The sequence below is a fragment of the Brevibacillus schisleri genome (assembly GCF_055685845.1).
On record NZ_JBVNDM010000001.1, the window covers coordinates 1,340,757 to 1,364,462 of the forward strand.

General features: G+C 50.7%; 24 protein-coding genes. 20 read left to right on the forward strand and 4 right to left on the reverse strand.

The features are described from left to right. Positions 1-9: 9 nt before the first annotated feature. From cobJ to ACUUHJ_RS06985, 14 genes are read left to right on the forward strand one after another with little or no spacing between them, the layout of a single operon-like run. On the forward strand, positions 10-1,767 hold the full coding sequence (gene cobJ / locus ACUUHJ_RS06920) for a precorrin-3B C(17)-methyltransferase (RefSeq protein ID WP_472298521.1): 1,758 nt from the start codon (positions 10-12) through the stop codon (positions 1,765-1,767). Positions 1,768-1,802: 35 nt separating this feature from the next. Then, on the forward strand, positions 1,803-2,753 hold the full coding sequence (locus ACUUHJ_RS06925) for a sirohydrochlorin chelatase (protein WP_472298522.1): 951 nt from the start codon (positions 1,803-1,805) through the stop codon (positions 2,751-2,753). Between the two features lie 12 nt (positions 2,754-2,765). Beyond that, entirely contained in the window at positions 2,766-3,539 is a 774-nt protein-coding gene (gene cobK / locus ACUUHJ_RS06930) for a precorrin-6A reductase (protein WP_472298523.1), read from the forward strand. Between the two features lie 2 nt (positions 3,540-3,541). Beyond that, on the forward strand, positions 3,542-4,192 hold the full coding sequence (locus ACUUHJ_RS06935) for a precorrin-8X methylmutase (RefSeq protein ID WP_012684976.1): 651 nt from the start codon (positions 3,542-3,544) through the stop codon (positions 4,190-4,192). Positions 4,193-4,196: 4 nt separating this feature from the next. Then, positions 4,197-5,333, forward strand: coding sequence for a cobalt-precorrin-5B (C(1))-methyltransferase (locus ACUUHJ_RS06940; RefSeq protein WP_289678046.1), 1,137 nt, complete (start codon positions 4,197-4,199; stop codon positions 5,331-5,333). Next, entirely contained in the window at positions 5,296-6,525 is a 1,230-nt protein-coding gene (gene cbiE, locus ACUUHJ_RS06945) for a precorrin-6y C5,15-methyltransferase (decarboxylating) subunit CbiE (RefSeq protein WP_406798196.1), read from the forward strand. Before ACUUHJ_RS06940 ends, cbiE begins: the two co-directional genes overlap by 38 nt. Then, a complete protein-coding gene (cobI, locus tag ACUUHJ_RS06950; protein ID WP_016741771.1) occupies positions 6,522-7,232 on the forward strand; it encodes a precorrin-2 C(20)-methyltransferase in 711 nt (236 codons plus the stop codon). The genes cbiE and cobI overlap by 4 nt, the downstream gene beginning before the upstream one ends. Further along, entirely contained in the window at positions 7,232-8,011 is a 780-nt protein-coding gene (gene cobM, locus ACUUHJ_RS06955; RefSeq protein ID WP_289676611.1) for a precorrin-4 C(11)-methyltransferase, read from the forward strand. The genes cobI and cobM overlap by 1 nt, the downstream gene beginning before the upstream one ends. After that, entirely contained in the window at positions 8,011-9,156 is a 1,146-nt protein-coding gene (locus tag ACUUHJ_RS06960) for a cobalt-precorrin 5A hydrolase (protein ID WP_472298524.1), read from the forward strand. The genes cobM and ACUUHJ_RS06960 overlap by 1 nt, the downstream gene beginning before the upstream one ends. Next, positions 9,153-10,529: a cobyrinate a,c-diamide synthase gene (locus ACUUHJ_RS06965; protein WP_289676615.1), complete on the forward strand. Its 1,377-nt coding sequence runs from the start codon at positions 9,153-9,155 to the stop codon at positions 10,527-10,529. The genes ACUUHJ_RS06960 and ACUUHJ_RS06965 overlap by 4 nt, the downstream gene beginning before the upstream one ends. Then, positions 10,522-12,039, forward strand: a complete 1,518-nt coding sequence (locus tag ACUUHJ_RS06970) for a cobyric acid synthase (RefSeq protein ID WP_472298525.1) — start codon at positions 10,522-10,524, stop codon at positions 12,037-12,039. The genes ACUUHJ_RS06965 and ACUUHJ_RS06970 overlap by 8 nt, the downstream gene beginning before the upstream one ends. Beyond that, on the forward strand, positions 12,039-13,079 hold the full coding sequence (gene cobT, locus ACUUHJ_RS06975) for a nicotinate-nucleotide--dimethylbenzimidazole phosphoribosyltransferase (protein WP_289676617.1): 1,041 nt from the start codon (positions 12,039-12,041) through the stop codon (positions 13,077-13,079). Before ACUUHJ_RS06970 ends, cobT begins: the two co-directional genes overlap by 1 nt. After that, the gene (gene cobA / locus ACUUHJ_RS06980) at positions 13,076-13,861 is read left to right on the forward strand and encodes a uroporphyrinogen-III C-methyltransferase (protein ID WP_289676618.1); all 786 of its coding nucleotides are present in this window, start codon (positions 13,076-13,078) and stop codon (positions 13,859-13,861) included. Before cobT ends, cobA begins: the two co-directional genes overlap by 4 nt. A 24-nt stretch (positions 13,862-13,885) precedes the next feature. Further along, positions 13,886-14,521, forward strand: coding sequence for a precorrin-2 dehydrogenase/sirohydrochlorin ferrochelatase family protein (locus ACUUHJ_RS06985; protein WP_289676619.1), 636 nt, complete (start codon positions 13,886-13,888; stop codon positions 14,519-14,521). A 55-nt stretch (positions 14,522-14,576) separates the two neighbouring features. On the opposite strand, the gene ACUUHJ_RS06990 is transcribed toward ACUUHJ_RS06985, so the two are convergent. Next, positions 14,577-15,356, reverse strand: coding sequence for a GNAT family N-acetyltransferase (locus tag ACUUHJ_RS06990; RefSeq protein WP_064201787.1), 780 nt, complete (start codon positions 15,354-15,356; stop codon positions 14,577-14,579). A gap of 90 nt (positions 15,357-15,446) precedes the next feature. On the opposite strand from ACUUHJ_RS06990, the gene ACUUHJ_RS06995 reads away from it, so the two are divergent. Next, complete coding sequence (locus ACUUHJ_RS06995) at positions 15,447-16,142, forward strand: hypothetical protein (RefSeq protein WP_289676620.1); 696 nt, start codon at positions 15,447-15,449, stop codon at positions 16,140-16,142. Further along, the gene (locus ACUUHJ_RS07000) at positions 16,126-16,686 is read left to right on the forward strand and encodes a peroxiredoxin family protein (RefSeq protein ID WP_289676621.1); all 561 of its coding nucleotides are present in this window, start codon (positions 16,126-16,128) and stop codon (positions 16,684-16,686) included. The genes ACUUHJ_RS06995 and ACUUHJ_RS07000 overlap by 17 nt, the downstream gene beginning before the upstream one ends. Positions 16,687-16,733: 47 nt before the next feature. On the opposite strand, the gene ACUUHJ_RS07005 is transcribed toward ACUUHJ_RS07000, so the two are convergent. Together ACUUHJ_RS07005 and ACUUHJ_RS07010 are read right to left on the reverse strand one after the other, a co-directional pair. After that, on the reverse strand, positions 16,734-17,966 hold the full coding sequence (locus ACUUHJ_RS07005; protein ID WP_289676622.1) for a cation:proton antiporter: 1,233 nt from the start codon (positions 17,964-17,966) through the stop codon (positions 16,734-16,736). Between the two features lie 2 nt (positions 17,967-17,968). Next, positions 17,969-18,466, reverse strand: coding sequence for a cation:proton antiporter regulatory subunit (locus ACUUHJ_RS07010; protein WP_012684991.1), 498 nt, complete (start codon positions 18,464-18,466; stop codon positions 17,969-17,971). 326 nt (positions 18,467-18,792) lie between these two features. Here ACUUHJ_RS07010 and ACUUHJ_RS07015 point away from each other — a divergent pair, with 326 nt between their 5' ends. Then, positions 18,793-19,047 (forward strand): hypothetical protein, encoded by a 255-nt coding sequence (locus ACUUHJ_RS07015; RefSeq protein ID WP_173608954.1) that lies wholly within the window; start codon positions 18,793-18,795, stop codon positions 19,045-19,047. Between the two features lie 48 nt (positions 19,048-19,095). Here ACUUHJ_RS07015 and ACUUHJ_RS07020 read toward each other — a convergent pair whose 3' ends face one another. Beyond that, positions 19,096-20,388 (reverse strand): dicarboxylate/amino acid:cation symporter, encoded by a 1,293-nt coding sequence (locus tag ACUUHJ_RS07020; RefSeq protein WP_472298526.1) that lies wholly within the window; start codon positions 20,386-20,388, stop codon positions 19,096-19,098. Positions 20,389-20,636: 248 nt separating this feature from the next. On the opposite strand from ACUUHJ_RS07020, the gene ACUUHJ_RS07025 reads away from it, so the two are divergent. The 3 genes from ACUUHJ_RS07025 to ACUUHJ_RS07035 all read left to right on the forward strand — a co-directional run bounded on the left by ACUUHJ_RS07025 (position 20,637) and on the right by ACUUHJ_RS07035 (position 23,704). After that, positions 20,637-21,383: a copper amine oxidase N-terminal domain-containing protein gene (locus ACUUHJ_RS07025; protein WP_289676624.1), complete on the forward strand. Its 747-nt coding sequence runs from the start codon at positions 20,637-20,639 to the stop codon at positions 21,381-21,383. A gap of 211 nt (positions 21,384-21,594) precedes the next feature. Next, positions 21,595-22,284: a response regulator transcription factor gene (locus tag ACUUHJ_RS07030; RefSeq protein WP_289676625.1), complete on the forward strand. Its 690-nt coding sequence runs from the start codon at positions 21,595-21,597 to the stop codon at positions 22,282-22,284. Beyond that, positions 22,250-23,704 (forward strand): HAMP domain-containing sensor histidine kinase, encoded by a 1,455-nt coding sequence (locus ACUUHJ_RS07035; RefSeq protein ID WP_289676626.1) that lies wholly within the window; start codon positions 22,250-22,252, stop codon positions 23,702-23,704. Before ACUUHJ_RS07030 ends, ACUUHJ_RS07035 begins: the two co-directional genes overlap by 35 nt. The last annotated feature ends 2 nt before the right edge of the window (positions 23,705-23,706 follow it).

Here is a 23,706-nt window from a genome sequence, read left to right on the forward strand (position 1 = left end):
AGGGGCCTTATGAGCGGCAAGTTGTTTGTGATCGGGTTTGGTCCAGGGAGTTTTGAACATATCACTAAGCGGGCGCGGGAAGCCCTGCAAGAGTCCGATGTCATTATCGGCTATTCCACCTACGTAGATTTAATCCGTGGACTTTTGACGAATCAGCAAATCGTCAGCACAGGGATGACGGAAGAAGTAGCGCGTGCACGGGAAGCTGTACGTCAGGCGGAAGAGGAAGGTAAAAAGGTAGCGGTCATTTCCAGTGGAGACTCAGGTGTTTACGGGATGGCAGGTCTCGTATACGAGGTGTTGGTGGAAAAAGGCTGGACAGAAGCAAACGGCGTACCCATCGAAATCGTACCGGGCATCTCGGCGATCAATTCCTGTGGGGCGATTCTCGGTGCACCTATCATGCACGACGCATGCACGATCAGTCTGAGCGATCACTTGACGCCGTGGGAACTGATTGCCAAACGGATTGACGCAGCAGGGATGGCTGACTTTGTGATCGCGTTGTACAACCCGCGCAGCGGACGACGCACACGCCAGATTGTCGAAGCGCAACGCATTCTTTTGCAGTATCGCTCACCAGATACGCCGGTCGGTATCGTGAAAAGTGCCTATCGCGAACGCGAAACGGTTGTCGTGACGACCCTGGCCCAAATGCTGGAGCATGATATCGGCATGTTGACCACCGTGATTATCGGAAATACATCGACATTTGTATACGACGGCAAAATGATTACACCGCGCGGTTACCAGCGTAAATACACGCTGTCTGCCGATGAGCAGCCACTGAAGCCGCATCAGCGTCTGCGTGTAGAAAATGAGCCTTGGTCGCTCGAGGCCTCTGAGGAAAGCCTTGCGTCAGCTCCAGCAACACCAGCAACACCGAACACAGAAAGACCAGTAGCCGTTACCGAGGATAGAGTACCTGCTACAGAACCAGCAAATCGTGTAGCAACAAGCACGGCAGTACTGGAAGCACCGCCTGTAACAGAAGAAGCCGCACCAAAAGCTCCTTTCGCATGGGCCATGGAGGCATTGACGGCTATCAATACAGCGAAAGGCATTGAAACCAAGCCAGCTGTAGGTCAAGTCAATCGTCCGGTGTCTACCTTTACGCCAGAGATGATTTTTGAATGCGCGGTAAGTCCAGGTGTTGCCAATAAAAAAATCACGCCGCTGCAAATGATGGCGATTGCCGAGGTGGCAGGAGAAAAAGGCGAGATCGAATACACCCCACACCACCAAATGATTTTGCGCGTGCCGACTGCCAACCCAGAGAGCATCACTAGCCGTTTGCGAGAGCTTGGATTGATTCTCAGCCCGATCGGAGACGTTTTGCAGGTAAAAGCGTGTGATTTCTGCGACGGCGAGAAAAAAGACAGCATCCCATATGCCGAGGAGCTGCACCAAAAGCTGGGTGGAAAAGAAATGCCAAAAGAACTGAAGATCGGCTTCAACGGCTGCGGGATGGCGTGCTATGGCGCGGTTCAAGAGGATATTGGGATCGTATTCCGCAAAGGAAAGTTCGATTTATTCCTGGGAGCCAAAACGGTGGGACGCAATGCACACTCCGGTATTCCGGTAGCAGAAGGCATTGAAAAAGAAGAGATTGTTCCACTCGTGGAGCGAATTGTGAACCGATTCAAAAAAGACGCATTTCCGAACGAAAGGTTCCACAAGTTTTTCCAACGTGTAGGTGAGCTAGAGGGCTTTGCATGGTACGAGCCAGCCAAAGCTGAAATCGAGAATGCTGCATGCGGAGATTAATGCAAGAACACCACTAAAAACGAGGGGGACATAAAATGGACGCAGTATTATTTGTAGGTCATGGAAGCAAGGACCCGGAAGGCAATGAAGAGATTCGCCAGTTTGTGGCGACGCTAACACCGGACTTGGATGTACCGATTATCGAGACGTGCTTTCTGGAGTTTGCCCGTCCTGACATGCTGCAAGGCTTGAATACATGCGTGGCTCGGGGAGCAACCCGCGTGGCGGTGATTCCAATCATCCTGTTCTCTGCCGGACATGCAAAAATCCATATTCCAGCTGCTATCGATGAGGCGAAGGAGCTGCACCCACACGTTCAGTTCATCTACGGACGCCCGATCGGTATTCACGACGAAGTCATCAATATTTTGACCGCTCGCATGGAAGAGGCAGGCTTTGCCTCCGGGGAAGACAACGATGACCTGGCTGTACTTGTAATCGGGCGCGGCAGCAGCGATGCAGATGCCAATAGCGATATTTACAAAATGTCCCGACTGTTCTGGGAGCGCTACAAAGCGAAGTGGGTAGAGACCGCTTTCATGGGCGTGACATATCCCTTGTACGACGAGGGCGTTGAGCGTTGCTTGAAGCTGGGTGCGAAGCGCATCGTACTCTTGCCGTATTTCTTGTTCACGGGTGTGTTGATCAAACGGATGAGCGACCAGCTAGAGAAGTTCCGTGAGCAATATCCAGAAGCCCAGTTCGAAATGGCCGAGTATTTTGGCTTCCATCCGTTGTTGAAAGAAGTGCTCAAGGATCGTGTGGTAGAAGCGTTGCACGGTGAAGTGAAGCTGAACTGTGATACCTGTCAGTACAGGCTGGCGGCGATGGAGCATATCGACCATCACCATCACCACCACGATGACGAGCATGGACATCATCACCACCATGGTCACCATCATCATCACGACCATGACCACGACCACGATCATGACCACGATCATGACCACAAGCATGATCACAAGCACGACCACGTTACCAAGTAGGAGGAAGACAGCATGATTCTGGTACTGGCTGGAACGAGCGACGCGCGCGAGTTGGCTTTGCAAATCAAGGACAAGGGCCACGATCTGTTGACGACAGTCGTCACCGACAATGCGGCGAAAAGTATGGAGGAAGCGGGTGTGCCCGTTCAGGTCGGACGCCTGACTGCTGACGATATTCAGCAGCTGATCCAAGACAGAGCCGTCCAATGCGTAGTCGACGCGAGTCACCCCTTCGCAGAGGAAGCCTCCAAGAACGCCATGGCAGGAGCCCAAGGAGCGGGAGTCCCATACATTCGTTACGAGCGGGAAAGCCTCTCCTCACCGGGCAGTGAAAAGCTGATTGTAGTAGAAGATTATGTACAAGCGGCTGAACTGGCGGCAAAAAAGCGCGGTGTCATCATGCTGACGACAGGCAGCAAGACGCTGAAGACGTTCACGGATCGGCTGTTGGGCCTACCGGATACGACGCTGGTAGCTCGCATGCTGCCGCGTCTTGACAATATGCAGAAATGCGAAGAGCTCGGTGTCGAGCAAAAAAACATCGTTGCGATGCAAGGCCCTTTTTCCAAGGAGCTGAACAAAGCGCTCTACGAGCATTATGGTGTCACGCTGATGATCACCAAGGAGAGCGGCAAAGTAGGTGCTTTTGATGAAAAGGTGGAAGCGGCACTGGAAATGGGCATCGAAACAATCGTCATCGGTCGTCCAAAGATCGATTATGGAACGAAGTTTTCAGATTTCGAAAGCGTATTGACTCAACTCAAACAAGTGACTGGAGGAAACTAACCATGGATTTCAAAACGGAATTTAAACCGATGACCGTACAACCGCAAGAGATTGAGGACTTGAGCTTTCAAATCATTACAGATGAGCTGGGCGAGCATTCCTTTACAGAAGAACAATATCCAGTAGTACAACGCGTTATCCACGCATCCGCAGACTTTGATCTTGGACGCAGCCTTGTTTTCCACCCGGACGCAGTAAAATCGGGAATCGAAGCGATCCGCAGCGGCAAAATCGTCGTAGCAGATGTACAGATGGTGCAAGTCGGCATCAGCAAAAACCGCATTGAAAAATTCGGTGGAGAAGTAAAGGTGTACATCTCTGATCGCGATGTGATGGAAGAAGCGAAGCGTCTGAATACGACTCGTGCGATCATTTCCATGCGCAAAGCGATCAAGGAAGCAGATGGTGGAATCTTTTGCATCGGAAACGCACCTACGGCACTCCTGGAGCTGATCCGTATGGTGAAGGAAGGCGAAGCAAAGCCAGGTCTGGTGATCGGGATGCCAGTTGGTTTCGTATCCGCGGCAGAATCCAAGGAAGAGCTGGCGAAGCTCGATATCCCATTCATCACAAACATGGGACGTAAAGGCGGAAGCCCAGTAACGGTAGCAGCATTGAATGCCATTTCAATTATGGCGGAACGGTTGGGCTAAGCAGATGGCAGCCAAAGCAGCAACGGACGAAAAAGAGGCAAAGCCCCTCCGCCACGGATATACGACTGGATCATGTGCAACGGCGACGACCAAGGCTGCTTTGATCGCGCTGATTACTCAGGAAGAGCAAAGCCAAGCGACGATTCGCCTGCCAATCGGTGAGGACGTCACCTTTCAGATGGAGAGCTGCGAGTTTTCATTGGAGAAGGCGACCGCAAGCACGATCAAGGATGGGGGAGACGACCCAGACGCGACACACGGTGCCCTTATTCTCTCTACGGTGGAATGGTCGGATGAGCCCGGGATTATTTTGGATGGCGGACTCGGTGTGGGACGGGTGACCAAGCCAGGGTTGCCCGTTCCGATTGGCGAAGCAGCGATCAATCCCGTCCCGCGCAAAATGATCAGGGAAACCGTGCAGGCTGTTCTGGATGAGTACGGGACCCAGCGCGGGATCAAAATCGTCATCTCCGTGCCTGCGGGTGAGGAAATCGCCAAAAAAACCTTGAATGGACGACTCGGCATACTCGGCGGCATCTCCATTTTGGGGACGCGTGGAATCGTGGTGCCGTTTTCCACTTCTGCCTACAAGGCAAGCGTGGCACAAGCGGTCAATGTCGCCAAGGAAGCCGGCTGCGATCATATTGTGTTGTCGACGGGCGGTAAGAGTGAATCCTATGGGGTAGCTACTTATCCAGAGCTGTCGGAAGAAGCATTCGTGGAGATGGGCGATTTCGTCGGTTTTTCCCTCAAGCAGTGCAAGAACAAAAAGATGCGCAAAGTGACCTTGGTCGGGATGATGGGCAAGTTTTCCAAGGTGGCGCAGGGCGTCATGATGGTTCATTCCAAAAGCGCACCCGTCGATTTCGGCTTCCTCGCTCAGATGGCAGCAGATGCAGGAGCTTCACAGGAGCGTATTGACGAAATTTTGGGAGCCAACACCGCTTCGCAGGTAGGCGATATGATGGTGGACACACCAGCCTTTTTTGAGATCATGTGCGAAAACTGCTGTCGCGCTGCACTTAAGGAAGTGGGCGGCGGCATCGAGGTCGAAACCATCATCATCACAATGAAAGGGTCCCTGTTGGGAAGGGTGACGATCAATGACACAGGCGATGAAAGTAATTGGAATCGGGGATGATGGACAGCAGAGCCTGCTGCCGTTGTACCGGACTTGGATAGAGGAAAGTGAACTGTTGGTTGGAGGAGAGCGGCACCTCAGCTTTTTCCCGGAGTATACAGGAGAAAAGCGTGTACTAAAGGGCGGACTGACCGCGATGGTAGAAGAGCTACGCACAGAGACACGCAAGACGGTCATTCTGGCGTCAGGCGATCCGCTCTTTTACGGGATTGGCGGCTTACTTTCCAAAAAGCTAAACGTGGAGATTTACCCGCACCTCAGCTCCATTCAGCTTGCTTTTGCCAAAATGGGCGAATCATGGCAGGATGCAACATTGGCAAGTGTGCACGGACGCAGTATCAAAGGTCTGGCGCAACGGATCGACGGGAAGGATAAGGTCGCTCTTTTGACGGATCGGGAAAACTCGCCAGCAGCAATTGCCAAGTACCTTCTTTCGTTTCAGATGACCGAGTATGATGCGTTCGTGGCGGAGAATCTGGGAAGTGCCGAAGAACGGACAGGCTGGTATTCCCTTGAGGAAATGGCTGATGGTAGCTTCTCTGATCTGAATGTCGTGATTTTGAAAAAACGCCGTCCAAGCCCGGTGTGGCCGTTCGGAATCGCAGACGAGGAGTTCTCCCAGCGCAAGCCGGACAAGGGACTTATTACGAAAAAGGAAGTGCGCATTTTAAGCATTGCGCAGTTGCAATTGCATGCGAAAAGCATCGTCTGGGACATCGGCACCTGCACAGGCTCTGTCGCCATTGAAGCGGCACGAATGGCGCGTGAGGGTGAAGTGTACGGCGTAGAGAAGAACGTGGACGATCTGGAAAACTGCCGCCAGAACATGGCGAAGTTTCGCACGGATTTGACAGTGATTAACGCACGCGCCCCACATGGCTTGGATGAGTTCCCGGACCCGGATGCCGTATTTATCGGCGGCAGCGGTGGAGAATTGCGCGAGCTGTTGAACATCTGCTGCACACGACTGCGCCCGAATGGCCGGATCGTGGTGAATGCAGCGACCATTGAGACATTGTACGAAGCGACACAAGCATTCGCGCAAGAAGGATTCGAGACATCGGTGACACTGGCGCAGCTATCGCGCAGCAAGCCGATTTTGTCCCTGACGCGCTTTGAAGCATTGAATCCGATCTACATCATTACGGCCTGGGCCAAGCAGGCAGAAGAACAAGGAGGAGACAGCAAGTGACTAAGATCGGAACATTGTACGGACTGGGAGTAGGTCCCGGCGACCCTGAATTGATTACCGTCAAGGCATTTCGTCTATTACAGCAATCACCAGTGGTTGCGTATCCGAAAAAACGGATGGGCAGCAAAAGCTATGCGCATCAAATCGCAGAGCTGTATGTGCAGACCCCAGACAAGGAAATGCTTGGGCTCGTATTCCCGATGACGCGGGACAAAGAAATTTTGGAGCGCGAGTGGAACAACACAGTGGAGATCGTTTGGGAGCGTTTGTCTGAAGGCAAGGATGTTGCTTTTGTAACGGAAGGCGATCCGATGTTTTACAGTACGTTCATTCACATGATGCGCGTCATGCATGAGGAGCACCCGGAAGTACCAATCGTGACCGTACCAGGCGTCTCTTCGTTTCTGGGAGCAGCTTCCCGCTTCAATCTGCCGTTGGCGGATGGGGACGAACAGATCGGCATCATCCCAGCAACAGAAGACAAGGAAGCCATGCGCAAAGCGCTTGAGAACCACGATACCGTCGTGTTCCTGAAGGTAGCAAAGGTACTGCCAATGATCATTGGCTTGCTGAAAGAAATGGGTCTGGCTGAAAAGGCAGCGGTAGCGACCAAGGTCACTTCCTCTGAGGAAATGGTTTGGACCGATATGCGTGAACTGGAGCGGGCAGAGCTTAGCTATCTTACACTGATGGTGGTGAAAAAATAATGAAACTGTACATAGTGGGAGCGGGTCCCGGCGACCCTGATTTGATTACGGTAAAAGGCTTGAAGCTGCTGCAAAAGGCAGACGTCATTATGTATACCGACTCTCTCGTGAACGAGGATTTGGTTGCGCTCAGCAATCCGAATGCCGAGGTACTGCAAAGCTCGGGTATGGCATTGGAAGAAATGGTAGAACAATTGGTAGAACGGATTAGCAGCGGAAAAACAGTCGTACGCCTGCATACAGGTGATCCGTCCATTTATGGCGCGATTATGGAACAGATCGCCCTATTGAAAGAAAAAGGCATCGAGGTAGAAATCGTTCCAGGTGTGAGCTCAGTATTTGCGGCAGCGGCAGCAGTAGGAGCCGAGCTGACGATTCCTGATCTGACACAGACGATCATCCTCACCCGCGCGGAAGGTCGCACACCGGTGCCTGAAAGAGAAAAGCTGCGTGCGCTCGCTGAGCATCATTGTACGTTGGCTCTGTACCTTAGCGCGACTTTGACGAAAAAAGTAGTCCGTGAGCTGGTCGATGCAGGCTGGAGCGAGGATACACCAGTTGCAGTCGTACAACGTGCAAGCTGGCCGGATCAATTGATCGTTCGCACCACGCTGAAAAATTTGGACGAAGACATGGGCAAAAACGGTATTCGCAAACACGCGATGATTTTGGCTGGCTGGGCATTGGACCCGAACATCCACGACAAGAGCGAGCAATACCGTTCCAAGCTGTACGATAAAACCTTTACACACGGGTTCAGAAAAGGTGTGAAGGAATAATGAAGATCATCGAACTGATCGAGGGAGAAATCCCTGTTATCGAGCAGCGCGGAGACTATGCGATCGTCGCGATCACGAAGCACGGTGTAGAGATGGCGCGCGATCTGGCACAGAAATTCCCTGGGACAGACCTGTACTACATGAGCAAGTTCGAGCGCGGAGATGAGGAAGCGCGCGGCATCCAGCTGTTTTCCAACAGTGTCCGGATGCTGTTTCCCGCTCTGTGGCCTGCTTATAAAGGTTTAATCATCATTATTTCACTGGGTGCGGTTATTCGGATGATCGCACCTTTGCTCGAAGACAAAAAGAAAGACCCAGGTGTCGTCGTCGTCGATGACCGTGGGGAGAATGTCATCAGTGTGCTGTCTGGCCATTTGGGCGGTGCCAATGAGCTAGCTCGCGAGGTAGCGGCAGTCATGGGGGCTCGTCCGATTATCACCACAGCATCTGATGTACAAAAGACGATTCCCGTCGATCTATTCGGTAGACGTTTTGGCTGGGAGTGGGATTCCGCTGAAAAGCTGACCCCTGTTAGTGCTTCTGTCGTAAACGAGGAGCGCGTAGCTGTCATCAATGAATCCGGTGAACGCGACTGGTGGATGCATGACACACCGATGCCACCATCTATCAAGGAATACGCGACAATCGCTGAGGCACAAGCCGATCAGCCGCAAGCTGCTCTTGTCGTTTCTCATCGCCTGCTCATACCGGAGGAACAATCGATTTTGGACAACGGCGTCCTTTATCGTCCGAAGGTAATCGTGCTCGGGATGGGGTGCAACCGGGGAACCTCCGCTGAGGAGATCGAGTCAGTCATCAAGGAAACGCTGGATGAACTGCAATTTTCGATCAAAAGTGTAAAAGCACTGGCGACCATCGAGCTGAAAAAGGATGAAGCAGGTCTAATCGCCGTTTGCGAAAAATACGGCTGGCCATTCGTCTGGTATTCGCCCGAAGAGTTGAATCAGGTAGAGATCAGCGATCCGTCGGATACCGTCTTTAAGTTCACGGGAGCGTACGGAGTGAGTGAGCCTGCCGCGAAGCTGTACGCTGGCGCGGGCGAGCTCGTTTTGACCAAGAAGAAGTCGGGCAACACCACCATTTCGGTCGGATTGATGCCCTATCATGAGGAGGAGCGCGCATGACGGACAGCCGCCGTATTGTGATTGCAGGAACAGGCAGCGGAGCGGGTAAGACAACCGTTACTATCGGACTGATGGCTGCTCTGAAAAGAAAAGGGCATACCGTACAGGGCTTCAAGTGCGGACCTGATTACATCGATCCTACGTATCATACGGCTGTGACCGGCAGAGCCTCGCGCAATCTGGACAGCTTCATGCTGGAGCACGAGATCGTGAAGGAGATTTTTGTCCGCGGTAGCGAGGGTGCTGACATCTCGATTATCGAGGGTGTCATGGGCATGTACGATGGCAAGGAAGCGACCAGCGATAAAGGCAGCACGGCAGAAATCAGCATCTTGACTGGCTCTCCGGTTCTGTTGGTGGTCAATTGCCAGAGCATGGCACGCAGTGCTGCTGCGATTGTCAAAGGCTTTCAACTGCTCAATCCACAGGCGAGAATCGTCGGTGTTATCGCGAACAAGGTCGGGAGTGAAGGGCATCACAAAATTGTGAAGGCAGCGATCGAGCAGGAATGCGGGATTCCGGTCGTAGGCTATCTAAAACGGGAGAATGAGCTGGAAATACCGGAACGTCATCTCGGGTTGGTACCATCTGTCGAGCGTGGAGAGTTGACTCCTTTGTTTGAAAAGCTGGCTGACTTGATCGCAGAGACAGTCGATTTGGAGCAAATCTGGGAACTGGCAAAGGCAGAGCCGCTGCAAGCAGAACCTGCGCTGTTTGCTCCGCGAAAAGCATCTGCCAATGTCACCATTGCTGTAGCGAAGGACCCTGCTTTTCATTTTTACTATCCGGAAAATCTGGAGCTGCTCGAAGCATATGGCGCGAAGCTCGCGTTCTTTTCTCCGCTTGCCGGAGAGGGAGTGCCTGAGGACGCAGATGGCTTGTACATCGGGGGAGGCTTCCCGGAGGAGTTTGCAGCAGAGCTATCGCAAAATGAAGCGGTGAAACAATCGATCCGATCAGCGATCACAAAAGGCTTGCCTACCTTGGCTGAGTGCGGCGGCTACATGTTTTTGACAGAGGCGATCGTCACAACCGATGGCGACAGCTATCCAATGGTGGGGCTCATCCCAGGCAAGGTGACCATGCAGAAAAAGCTCGCAGCGCTTGGCTATCGGGAAGTGCGTGGCAAGGAAGGCAATTTTTTGATCGGTACAGAGGAACAGGCAAAAGGGCATGAATTCCATTACTCTACGTATGCTTCGGATCAAGAGCTGCCAGCAGCATATGAGACGAAAGGGCTCCGCGGTACGAAACCGGAGGGCTATGTCCAAGAAAATCTGGTCGCAGGCTATACACACTTGCATTTCGGCTCCAATCCTGACCTGGTCGAACGTTGGCTGAGCCGTTGCGCGGAGGTGGCCGAGCGTGCCTAAGACCCTCCCATTGATGGTGCAAGGTACCAGCTCGGATGCAGGAAAAAGTGCGATTGCAACAGCGCTGTGCCGGATTTTTGCCCAAGATGGCTACAAGACAGCTCCGTTCAAATCGCAAAATATGGCTCTGAATTCCTACGTGACGCTGGATGGAAAAGAAATCGGGCGGGCACAGGGTGTTCAGGCAGAGGCGGCAGGAATTCTGGCGACGACTGACATGAACCCCATTTTGATCAAGCCGACACGAGATTCCGAATCGCAAATTGTCGTTAACGGCGAGCCATACGGCAACATGAAGGCTTTTGCCTATCGGACGGAGTTTTATGACAAGGGCTTGCGGATCATTGAGGAAGCGTATCAACGACTCGCTAGCTCCTACGAGCGGATCGTCATTGAAGGGGCTGGCAGTCCGGCAGAGGTCAATCTGAATGACCGTGAGCTCGTCAATATGCGAGTCGCTCGTCTCACGAATGCGCCCGTCATTTTGGTGGCAGATATCGAACGAGGGGGAGTGTTTGCCAGCTTGGTCGGTACCCTTCAACTGCTCGAGCCCGAAGATCGGGACCGCGTGATCGGCGTCATCATCAATCGTTTTCGCGGTGATTTGACGCTTTTGCAGCCGGGACTCGACTGGTTCGAGGAATATACGGGCAAGCCTGTCCTTGGTGTCGTGCCATTTATTCCAGACTTGTGGATCGATGCGGAGGACTCGTTGATTTTGCACCGTTATCAAGGGCAGCGTGAGACACCGCGGGAGATTGACATTGCGGTTTTGCGCTACCCACGAATTTCTAACTTTACAGACGTGGACCCGTTTTTTGTAGAGCCGGATTGCCGGATGCGGTTTGTGACACGTTTGGAAGAGCTGGGGGAACCTGACCTGATTGTCTTGCCGGGCAGCAAGAATACACTCGAGGATTTGCAATTCTTACGAGAGACAGGTCTTGCCGCGGCGGTCAAAGACCTTCATCATAAAGGGAAGACATATATCGTCGGTTTGTGCGGCGGTTATCAAATGTTGGGAGAAGCCATTCATGATCCTGCTGGGGTCGAGTCTCCATTGCAGCAGCTTGATGGGCTGGGTCTTATCCCGATGATTACGACGATGGAGCAGAAGAAAACGACCGTTTTGTCCCGTGGAGAAGCAGTATTTGCGAAGGAAAAGCTGACGGTGGAAGGCTACGAGATTCACATGGGGCAATCGACTTATTCGTGTAATGATTTTCCTTTTATCCAGATGGAGGGGCGTACGGAGGGCTATTGTCAGGAGGAGCGGCAGTTGATCGGCACGTATTTCCATGGCTTGTTCCACAATGACCACTTCCGCACGCTGTTGCTGAATGCCATCCGTGAGCAAAAAGGACTCTCACCCATTACGGATCGCCCATCTTTTGTCGCTCTACGAGAGCAGGGGTACGATCTGTTGGCGGATACCGTTCGTCGCCATGTGAAGTTGGATACGATCGAAGAGTACATGAAGGCTTTTCAAGAAAAAGAGGTGCAAGTATAATGGCAGTCATTTATCCGGCGATTGAGCCACGAAATCAGGAAGCAAGTGAGCAAACGAGACAGCATGTGGATCAGTTGACCAAACCGCTTGGCAGCCTTGGTCGCCTGGAGCAATTGGCTATTGAGCTGGCTGGGATGACAGGTGAGACCATGCCTGTTGTAACACCGCCGGGCGTGCTTGTTTTTGCGGCCGATCACGGTGTGGCACGGGAAGGTGTCTCTGCCTATCCGCAGGAAGTGACAGCGCAAATGGTGCTGAATATGGTTCATGGTGGAGCTGGGGTCAACGTCTTCGCCAGACAAATCGGAGCCATTCAAAAAATCGTAGATGTCGGTGTAGCGGTCGAGGTCGAAGCACCGGGTGTTTATCATAAGAAAATCAGGGCAGGATCGGGCAATATGCTGAAAGAAGCAGCGATGACCGCAGACGAAGCACAACGCTCCATCGCAGTTGGCCTCGAGATGGCAGAAGCAATGATCGGAGAAGGCGCCAAAGTCCTGATCGTCGGTGAAGTGGGCATTGGCAACACGACAGCCAGCAGTGCGATTCTGTCAGCCTTAACCGGAGCTGATCCTGAGCAAATCGTCGGACGAGGAACAGGGCTGGATGATGCAGGCTGGCAGCGTAAAAAGACAGTTGTTCGCGAAGCACTTGCCTTGCATCGCCCGGATGCAACCAATCCGTTGGACGTTTTGGCAAAAGTCGGCGGACTGGAAATCGGGGCAATGGCTGGAGCGATCATGGGAGCAGCCTCTCGTCGTGTCCCTGTGCTGCTGGACGGCTTTATCGCTACGGTAGCGGCTTTGCTTGCTGTTCGATTGGAGCCACTCGTTGCAGATTACTTGATCGCGGGTCACCGTTCTGAGGAGCCAGGGCATGATTTTGTCCTGCAAGAATTAGGCAAGGAGCCACTGCTCAGCCTGAAATTGCGACTGGGCGAAGGAAGCGGAGCAACATTGGCTTTTCCAATCGTGGAAGCAGCGACACGGATGGTTCGTGAGATGGCGACATTTGCATCAGCAGGAGTAAGTGACCGATGAGCGGCGCGGGGAAAGTCTATCTCGTAGGAGCTGGCCCTGGCGATCCAAAGCTGATTACCGTAAAAGGAATGGAATGCCTGCAAAAGGCAGAGGTGGTTGTGTATGACCGTCTGGCAAATCCAGCTTTGCTGGAGTACGCGCCACAGACGGCAGAACGCATCTACTGCGGCAAGCTGCCGGATCATCATACGATGAGACAGGAATCGATTAACGAGCTGTTAGCGGAAAAAGCGCTGGAAGGAAAAGTCGTCGTACGGCTAAAAGGCGGCGATCCTTGTGTGTTTGGTCGTGCGGGAGAAGAAGCGCAGCTTTTGGCTGAGCGAGGAATTGCCTTTGAAATCGTCCCGGGAGTAACAGCTGGAATTGCAGCCTCGGCGTATGCGGGTATTCCGGTGACACACCGCGATCACGGCTCGTCATTTGCTGTCGTGACGGGACATTTGCGCGAAGACAAGCCGGAGTTGGCGGTAGAAAAATGGAGTGCTCTCGCGAATGGCATCGACACAGTTGCTTTTTACATGGGAGTCGCCAACCTGCCGTTGATCCGCACCCAATTAATCAAGCACGGACGCGATCCACATACGCCAGTAGCCGTCATCTCGTGGGGAACACTCCCGCAGCAAGCAGTAGTAACGGGTACCTTGGCTGATATTGAGGAACGTTTGGCCCAAAACAGTCACATCACGAATCCAGCTATCATTCTGGTCGGTGAAGTCGTGAAGATGCGTGAGAAAATAAACTGGTTTGAAGCTACGCTTGGAATCGAGCACGTGCAGCCATAGGAAACCGAGGGGGAGGGAACGCTGGTGACGCACTATGCCATGATGGTCAATCTACAAAACAAGCGTTGCTTGGTGGTCGGTGGCGGGCAAGTAGCCGAGCGGAAAATCGGCAGTCTGCTTGCTGCTGGTGCGGATGTCACCGTTGTGAGTCCCTCCTGTACGGCAACTATTCTTGAATGGGCACACGCCAAGAAAATGACGGTAGCACTGCGCCGCTTTACCCCACAGGACGTCGAAGAGGCAGTCCTCATCATCGCAGCGACGAGTGATCCCGCCGTCAATCTGGCGGTATACGAAGCGTGTCGTCCGCATCAGTGGATCAATATCGTTGATCGCCCAGACCTCTGTTCCTTTACCGTTCCATCTGTCGTTGCACGTGGAGACTTGCAGATTGCGATCTCTACAGGTGGAAACAACCCGGGTCTGGCAAAGAAAATGCGCCGCCAGCTCGAAGATTGGGTGGGACCGGAATACGAAGACTACACGCTTTTTCTCGGCAGCATGAGAAGACAAGTACTCTCGCTGGCAGTGAGCGAAACGGACAAACGGGCAATTTTGGCAGAGCTTTTGGACGACCGATTTTTACAATGGACCAAAAATGGCGAAACCGACCGAAGAGATCGGGAGGCTGAAGCACTACTTACCAAGAGAAAAGAGTAGCTCAACGCAAAAAATTGGATGGCTCCCACTAAGCGACTTGGTGGGAGCTTTTTTTCTAGTTTTTACGCCAGATCATTTCCAAATGCCTCCCGACCTCTTGAAAGCCGAGCTTTCTGTACATTTCTTGTGGCGTATCATCTGCATAGGTCGTCAAGTACATATGGGTGGCGCCGAGCTTTTTGGCGTCCTGCATCATGACCCGAATGATTTCCGTACCGAGTCCCCTACGCTGCCAGGCATCCAGTATAAAAAATTCCTCCATACGAACGAGCTCCTTGTAAAGATGCCATTCACATGCGCCGACGGGCTCCTGATCGACAAAGCACACATACGGGATGATCTCACCGGTTTCATAGACCTCTCTTTTCCGGTTCGCTTTACGGACAGCAAAATCAGGATTGATCATAACCGAATCATAAGCAGTAAGGCAGCGTATGCCTGCTTCCATGACGTCAGTAGAATCCCCTCGTAAAACGGAGCATTGTGGATTCGGCGCCAGTTTATCGGCAACCTCCAACGGAGCGAGCATGTACAGCATCGTATTCACTTCAAACCCAAGCTGGTTCGCAAAAGACACGAACTCTTCTGAAAAAGGTAGCGACGGGTGCAATTCCAGCTTCAAGTGGCCGAGCTGCTGCTCTTTGGCACGCCGAAGCTCTTGCTCGATGTAAGCTTGTAGCCAGTCTTGCGTGGGCACCGACATGATTTCTGTATAATTATGGCTATACATGTCCGGGACCGATTCATCCCGATATACGCGCACTTGTGGATGCTCGGTTCGCGTAGAAAAAGCAAGGGCATAGCGCTCCTGCAAAGTAAAAATATTCGTGAGCATTCCTTTATTCCCCATTTCCTGATATGGTGATAGTTGTTTGAATACTTGTCTTCCCTAGAGTAAGCCATTTTCCTAAAGGAGGAAACGAAAATGTCGGATGCTTTTCAAATAGGCCCCTTTTTGTTGAAAATGAGCATGCTGGCGGTCGTTGTTTCGCTTTCGCTCGGCTTTGTGGCTATATCCGCTCAGCTTACACATAGTAGGGAATGGAAGTCAGCGGTGATTGAGCTGTTGAGTCATGCACTGGTGCTGGCTTTTCTCGTTTGGAAATTCAGCTACATCCTGTTTGATTTTTCCAAAGCGCTGGAGAACCCCTCATCCATTCTTTATTTTTCTGGGGGAGAAAACGGAGCCATGCTGGCGGTCGTGGTAGTTGTCGTCTACCTCACCAAGACAGTACGAAAAAAAGCGATTCCTGTTCATTTCGTCGCCTTGGCAATGGCGACAGGTTTTCTTGCTGCAACGGGCGTTTACCAGCTGCTCACGGTCGTGTTCGAACAGAGCAGCATGTGGTATCACGTACAGCAGATCGCCATATGCGCCTTCTTTCTTTGGTGGCTGCATCGGGCAAAGGAAGGACTCATTCATCTGGTGGCTTGGCTTGCACCCGTAATGTGGTTTGCTATTAGCCAAGTCTATGTGCACTTTTTTGTTCCGAATCGAGAAGCTGTGTTTGCAGGACTTTCCGGCGATCAGCTCTTGTACTATGCTTTCGCTCTCTTGCTGCTCTTTTTGTCCAGGCGAGTGAAGCCGTTAGGGGGAGCGACCGATGAAGAAGCATCATAATGTTTGGGCGATTGTCGTACTCCTGGGGCTTTTGGGATGGGGCATTTTCGATGCGGAAATCTTGAACAGGCAGGACCCCATCGCTTCATCTGGCGAGCAAGGCAACGGGCAGATTGGAATGGAAAAAGGAAATACCGCTCCGGATTTTGAATTGCAGCAGTTAGGTGGCGGTACGGTCAAGCTGTCCAATTTTCGCGGGAAAAAAGTCATTCTCAATCTGTGGGCGACGTGGTGTCCTCCTTGCCGCGCAGAAATCCCCGACATGCAGCGTTACTACGAAGAGAACAAGGAAAAAGGTGTAGTTATTCTCGGGGTCAATCTGACCGATACGGAGACGAGCCCGGAAGTAGTGGCGGATTTCGTGAAGTTGTACGGCATCAGCTTCCCGATCTTGCTCGATCCCGATAAAAAAGTAGCGAATGTGTCCAAAGCCATTTCGATTCCGACCAGCTACATCATTGATTCGAACGGCGTGGTCCAGAATAAATACATCGGCCCGATGAGTGAAGAAATCATGGAGAACATGCTGTCTGCGATCCAATAGAAAAACCGACAGCAGGCATATTGCTGTCGGTAGTCATGTCTCTCTGATTATCCAGCGTCTACTTTGTTTGCTGGTTCTTTGACGGGTGTCTTTCGATCCAGACGAAACACAGCATTGAGCAACTTGTAAATATGCTTGGATTCCTTGGTCAGCAATGGACCCAAAATGGCGAGTATCAAAACGTAAAGAGCCGCAAATGGTTGCAAAATTTCCATGAGTGCGCCCGCTTTTCCGAGATTAGCCATGATGATGGAGAACTCACCGCGAGATACGATGGTCAGTCCAATATTGGTAGAAGCCTTCGGAGGCAATCCGGCACTTCGCCCAGCCAATAGCCCGGCGACAATGTTACCGAAAAGGGTAAGGGCAACTGCACCAATGGACAACCATACGGCTCCACCTAATGACAATGGATCAATTGTCAAACCAAAGCTGAAGAAGAACATGGCCCCGAAGAAGTCTCGAAACGGCAGGATGAGGTGCTCGATGCGCTTCATGTGTTGTGTTTCTGCCAAGACGAGACCTACGAGTAATGCTCCGATGGCTTCGGCAACATGGATCGTTTCGGAAAAACCCGCAATCAGAAACAAAGCGGCAAACACTGTAATCATAAACACTTCGTTTGATTTGATGTTCAGTGCCCGATTCAGGAAAGGAACGAGCTTGCGGCCTACGATAATGAGGAGGAGCATGTAGCCGAGTGCAATCAATGCGGATGAGAGTACGCCAGCAAGAGAAGTTGCACCACTTAACACCAAGCCGGACACGATTGAGATATAGACGGCTAAGAATATGTCTTCGAACATGATGATCCCCAAGATCATCTCTGTTTCGCGATTTGCTGTACGTTTGAGATCCACCAGTACTTTTGCCACAATGGCACTGGAGGAAATAGTGGTAATACCTGCGATAATCAAAACTTCTTTGAGTGGAAATCCAGCGGCCCAACCAAACAAGAGGCCGAGGGTAAAGTTGATGACAATGTAAATGGTACCGCCAACGGCAATAGATCGACCAGCCTTGATCAGGCGGCCTACTGAAAATTCAAGTCCGAGGTAAAACAACAGGAAGAGTACGCCGAGTCTGCCCATAAATTCGATGAGCGGGGCGCTTGAAATAAAGCGGAGATCAAACAAACCGATGTCGGGAGCGTGTGGACCCACGATCATCCCGACGAGAATGTAGAAGGGTACGATGGAGAATTTTAACTTCATGGAGAGGAACCCCGCGATAGCTATGAGTGCGAGGGCAAGACCGACTTCAAAAACGATGTGCTCCAATATCACTCACCTCCGTTGCTGAGAATAGTCTTGAGAGCCTTCACCTGCTTCCGTTCACCTGCAACGACCAAAGTAGATCCTGTACAAAGGACATACTCGGGGCCGGGATTAATCGTTTGATTATGGTCTTTTTCGATAACGGCGATGATCGTAGCGCCTGTTTCTTGACGAATGTTGAGTTCCCCGATCGTCTTGCCAATGGCAGGAGCGTTCGATTCAATCTTGTACCATTCGATCATGAGTTTGTCTAACGCAACCTCGACTGTTTCCAGTGCAGATGGTTTGTACGTCAATCCGCCTACGATGGCAGCAATTTGTCTCGCCTCATCATCGTCAAGGGTAACCATGGAGAGCGTTTCGTCTATATCATCACGGTCAAAGTGATACATTTCCCGGCGGCCGTCATCGTGAATGACGATAACCAGCTTGTCGCCACTCCTGGTCTCGACCTGGTACTTCCTGCCGATTCCAGGCAAATCGGATTCTCTAATAGAGAACATGTAAGATCCTCCTTCACGCAAAACACTGTATTGGCATAGATAGCTGCTCTTTTTCCCAGTGAGCAACAAGTCGTCAATAATTATTTGGAATTATCTCCAGCCCGGTGATATTTTAGTAATAATCCCCCCTGTTGTGCGGATTATTGTCGACATTCATACCTACAACAACTATTATACACGAAATGACATCGTTTTTCTTTGAAATGAAACATTTTTATTTAAAAATGACACACTTATAAATGAGTACGAATATTAACTATCCTCTAAAGCGCGGTCGCTCCTCTATGAGTGGACTTCGATAGAGGTTATTTTAAGGATGATGAAACATGGCGAACAAACAGTATCGATTAACAGAAGCGGAATGGGTCTTTATTCAAGACATGCGATCCATGGAGATGGATGAGCTATTGGACATCGTGATCGCATTGCGCAATGAGGTAAGGGAGCTGGAGAAAAAGGCGGAGCTGATCAGAGAGCGCGAGAAAGAGGGCTGGCAGGAGGAATATCAGGCAGCACAGAAGCGAATTAATCACCTGCGCCAATTTGAGGTTGAGCTTCGCAAAACATGGCCGAATGACTAAAGCAAAAAGAGGTTCTCTCCCAATCGGAGAACCTCTTTTTTATTGAAACTAGGCCATGATCGGTTTTGCTTCTGACTCGTTGTTCGACTCGATGGCCGTTTCATCTGTTTGCTGGACGCGTCCCGGATGGAACTCATTTTCATGCTTGGCTATGACCACGGTAGCTACGCCATTTCCGATCAGATTCGTGATGGCACGAGCTTCTGACATGAATCGATCAACGCCGAGCAAGAGGGCAATACCTTCGACTGGAATGACAGGGAAGGCTGCCAAGGTAGCGGCGAGTGTAATGAAACCAGAACCTGTGACACCGGCAGCCCCTTTTGACGTAATCATCAGAATTCCTAAAAGAGTGACCTGTTCCCAAAAGCTGAGCTCGATGCCATATGCCTGGGCGATAAAAATGGCGGCCATAGATAAATAAATAGAGGTGCCATCCAGATTAAACGAGTAGCCCGTCGGTACGACCAGACCGACAACGGATTTGGAGCAGCCGTACTTCTCCAGCCGGTCCATCATTCTCGGAAGAGCGGACTCTGAAGAGGATGTTCCGAGCACGAGCAGAATTTCCTCCCGAATGTATTTGATAAACGAGAAGATGCTGAATTTGTAGTAGCGCGCGATCCCGCCCAATACGAGAATAATGAACAAAAACATCGTGATATAGACAGCCGTCATCAAAAGACCCAGTCTGGTTAGCGACCCGATGCCGAATTTGCCTATCGTGTACGACATTGCTCCAAATGCAGCGATTGGAGAAACCTTCATGATCATGTTGACGACACCAAAAAATCCGTGTGTCAGCTTGTCAAACAGCTTGATGACAGGCTGGGACGCTTGCCCCATGGCAGCGAGTGAGAGACCAAACAGGATAGCGAAGAACAGAATGGGTAACAGCTCGCCTTTTGCCATAGCCCCGACGACGTTTTCCGGGATGATCCCCGTAATAAAATCAATAAAACCGTTGTTACTCTGAGCAGCAGCCTCCGTATACTTGGAGACGTCCCCACTGGTCAGTCCTGTTTTGTCAAAGCCTGTTCCAGGCTTGATCAAGTTGACAACCAACAGTCCAATCGCCAATGCGATTGTGGTAACGATTTCAAAATAGAGTAGCGCTTTTCCGCCGATCTTTCCGACTTTTTTCATGTCTCCCATACTGGCGATTCCATTCACCACGGTGAAGAAGACAATCGGTGGAATGACCATTTTGATCAGTTTGACAAAAATATCGGCCAACACCTTCAGCTCTGCGCCGAATTTGGGTGCAAAATGACCAACTAAAATACCGAGAATGATGGCTATAACGACCTGTACGGTCAGATTTTTAAAGTTGATCCGCATCGAATCCATTCCTCCTCCAAGATTTGAAAGCGCTTTATCCCTCTCTTTCGCATTGTATAGATGGTGTGGAAAATTGAAAATGATGCGGTCATATTGGTTGTTTTGGTCATTTTGGTCATAGAAATCCCCTCAAATTGGAAAGGAAAAAATCAATCATTGACATACTCTCGACACGAACGATAGGTAAAGTAAGAGAGGTACATAGTGACACGAAAGAAATAGACAACCGGGAGAATGGAGGATTTTCTATGTTCAAGAAGCAATATCTGGCAATTGCCTCAGCGTTGATTCTGACTACCACACTTATTCCGACGAGCTCTCAAGCAGCGACTGGAAATAAGAATCTGCAAGCTAAGTACAACAACATTAAAGTTATCTATAACGGTGCAGCTGTCCCAACAACAATCGAACCATTCATCGTAAACGGAACCACGTACATTCCACTTCGCATGATGGCTGGCGTATTCAGCAAGGATGTAGCATGGGATGGCGCGAAGTACACTATTACGGTAAAAGACTTGCCTAACTCCCAACACGCAAACGAGTTGGCTGCACGTGATGCTCAAATCAGAAGTCTGCAAAGCACCATCGATAGCCTGAACAAAGAGATCTCTGATTTGAAAAACAACAAGAAAAACAACAATAGTAGCAAAGATGATGATATTCAGGATGCCTTGGATGATCTGGAAGATGATCTGAACTCTGATTACGATGACTACAAAGACCTCAAATGGAGTATCTCCCTGAAGGGCGATGAGGATGATATCGATGTAGAAATCGAGATCAATCTGGATAAATACCAAGATGAATTCGATGATCTGGATGATGATGGCGATGTAGAAGCTCTCGTTGAAGATATTATCAAAGATATCTGGGACGACAAGGATTTCGAAGATGCCGACATTACAGGTGAAATCATCGACAGCGACTCTGACGATACGCTTTATGAGTTCGAAGGCGATGCTAGCGATCAAGACATCAACTTTGACGTGTAAAATAATCTGAAGTGGGGACGTTTCTCACAAAAAAAGCCTTGCTCCTTTTCACAGGATGCAAGGCTTTTTTCCTATTTTCCAAAAACATCACAGCCAAATTTAAATACAAGGTTGTAAACTGATAGAATAGAAATAGGTAGACTATTAGAGAGACCATGCGAGAATTCTCGAATAGGAATGATCATATGTCTGTATATCAGGTAGGGAAGATATGAAAAGCATATTATTGGTAGAAGATGAACTGGTGATAGCGCGCGTGCTAAAGGCTTACTTGCAAAAGGCAGGGTATGAGGTCTGGCAAGCGAACGACGGAATCGAGGCGATGGAGCTTTTTGACGAAAAAAAGCCGGATCTGGTTCTGTTGGATGTCATGCTCCCTGAACGCAACGGCTGGGAGATTCTCCAGTACATTCGCGAAAAGAGCTCCTGTCCGGTCATTATCATGACGGCGCTCGGTCAAACAGACCAAAAGCTCAAAGGACTGAATCAAGGGGCAGATGACTACATAACGAAGCCTTTTGTCGCGGATGAAGTAGTTGCACGAGTCAATGCGGTGCTTCGCCGCTCTGTTATTTTGGTGAAAGATCAGGAAACCCGACTATTTGGAAGCTTAAAAATAAACTTTCAGTCCCACCACGTGACGCTGCACGGTCTCGAGCTGACGTTTCACCCGCGCGATTTGTCCTTGCTGCTTTTTCTGGCACAAAATCCGAATCAGACCTTTACCCGGGAGCAATTGATCGAACAAGTATGGGGAATGGACTATGGTGGGAGTGACCGTGCTGTAGACCTGGCGATCAAGCGGGTCAGAAAGACGCTGGAGAATTGGCCAGTTCAGGAAGGCGAGATCAAGACGCAAAGAGGGGTTGGGTATCAATTCTGTGTTTATAAAAAACAATGAGCCCGTATCGCTGCTGCGCTATTGGACTACACGCTATCTGCTCACCCTCGTGATCGGATTACTCATCATTGGGGCTGTCTCTGCCTATTGGATCAAGTACGCTGCGATTGAAAAGCAGATCGAGGTCACGCGACTGTTTGCGGAGGAAGTAGCTGATCGAGTCGTCGATGATGTTGGAAATATTTTGGTGGGGGAAAAGCTTCATCAGGTATTGGATAATCGGCGAAAGTTTATGGGTGTGGATCGCAATCTGATTTTATTCATTGAAGATGTAAAAGGAAAGGTCGTATACAGTCGGCCAACCAAGCTTCCGCCTCCATTGCAGCAGGCAGCACCTGAGTTGTTGGAGCAGGCAGATAAGCGGGATAAAGTGAGGCATCCGTCAGGTGAGACCCTGTATGTAATCAGGAAAAATTTGGAGTTCAATGACCAAATCATTGGCAAGGTGATCTTGCTTTTCCCAGAAACAGATATCAAGGTAGGGAAAGAGGAAATCCAGTATTTGGTCATCATGCTGGGGAGTTTGGGTGTGCTTGGCTGGGCGGTTATTTATTTTCATGCACGCAAGCTGTCTGAACCGATTCAAAATGTGGTGATGTCCGCACGACAGATCGTAGAAGGAAACTACGACGTCTTGCTCAATAAAACGATCAAGGAAAAAGAAATTCACGAGCTGGTGCATACATTTGCGGAAATGGCCGACCGTCTTCGGCAGTTGGAAAGCATGCGAACAGAGCTATTGGCTGGAGTGACACACGAGCTGAAAACCCCCGTTACGTCGATTAGCGGATTAATCCAGGCAATTAACGACGAGGTGGTTTCCGGTGAGGAGCAGAAGGAGTTTTTGGAAATCTGTCTGAAGGAAACAAAGCGCCTGCAAAAAATGGTAGAGGATTTGCTAGACTTCAATTCATTTGCCGTAGGAGCGATCACTGTTTGTCAGGAAGAGCAAAACGTGAACAAGCTGGTCCGCGAGATCGCCTCACAATGGCAGATTGTTAACGACCTCAGTTACGTTACGTTTACCGTTGGGGTTCTGGACAAGCAGACGATGATCTATGTCGATCCGGGCCGTGTCCAGCAAATCCTGATTAACCTTTTGAACAACGCGAAACAGGCTGTTGGTGGGAAGGGAAGCATAGCGCTGACTCTCTACGAAACGGACACCGATTTACGAATCGACGTCAAAGACGATGGACCAGGAATACCCGCAAAGGAACAGCCTCTTGTGTTTGAGCGCTTTTTCCGGGGAAGCAATAAAAAAGACAAAGTACGTGGACTCGGTTTGGGGCTGTCCTATTCTCGCATGATCGCGAAGGCGCTTGGTGGAGATCTCCTCCTCGCAAATAGCACGTCAGAGGGATCGGTGTTTACGCTCATTTTGCCCATGCGCAAGGAGCAGTGCGAGGAGATTGCTTGAGA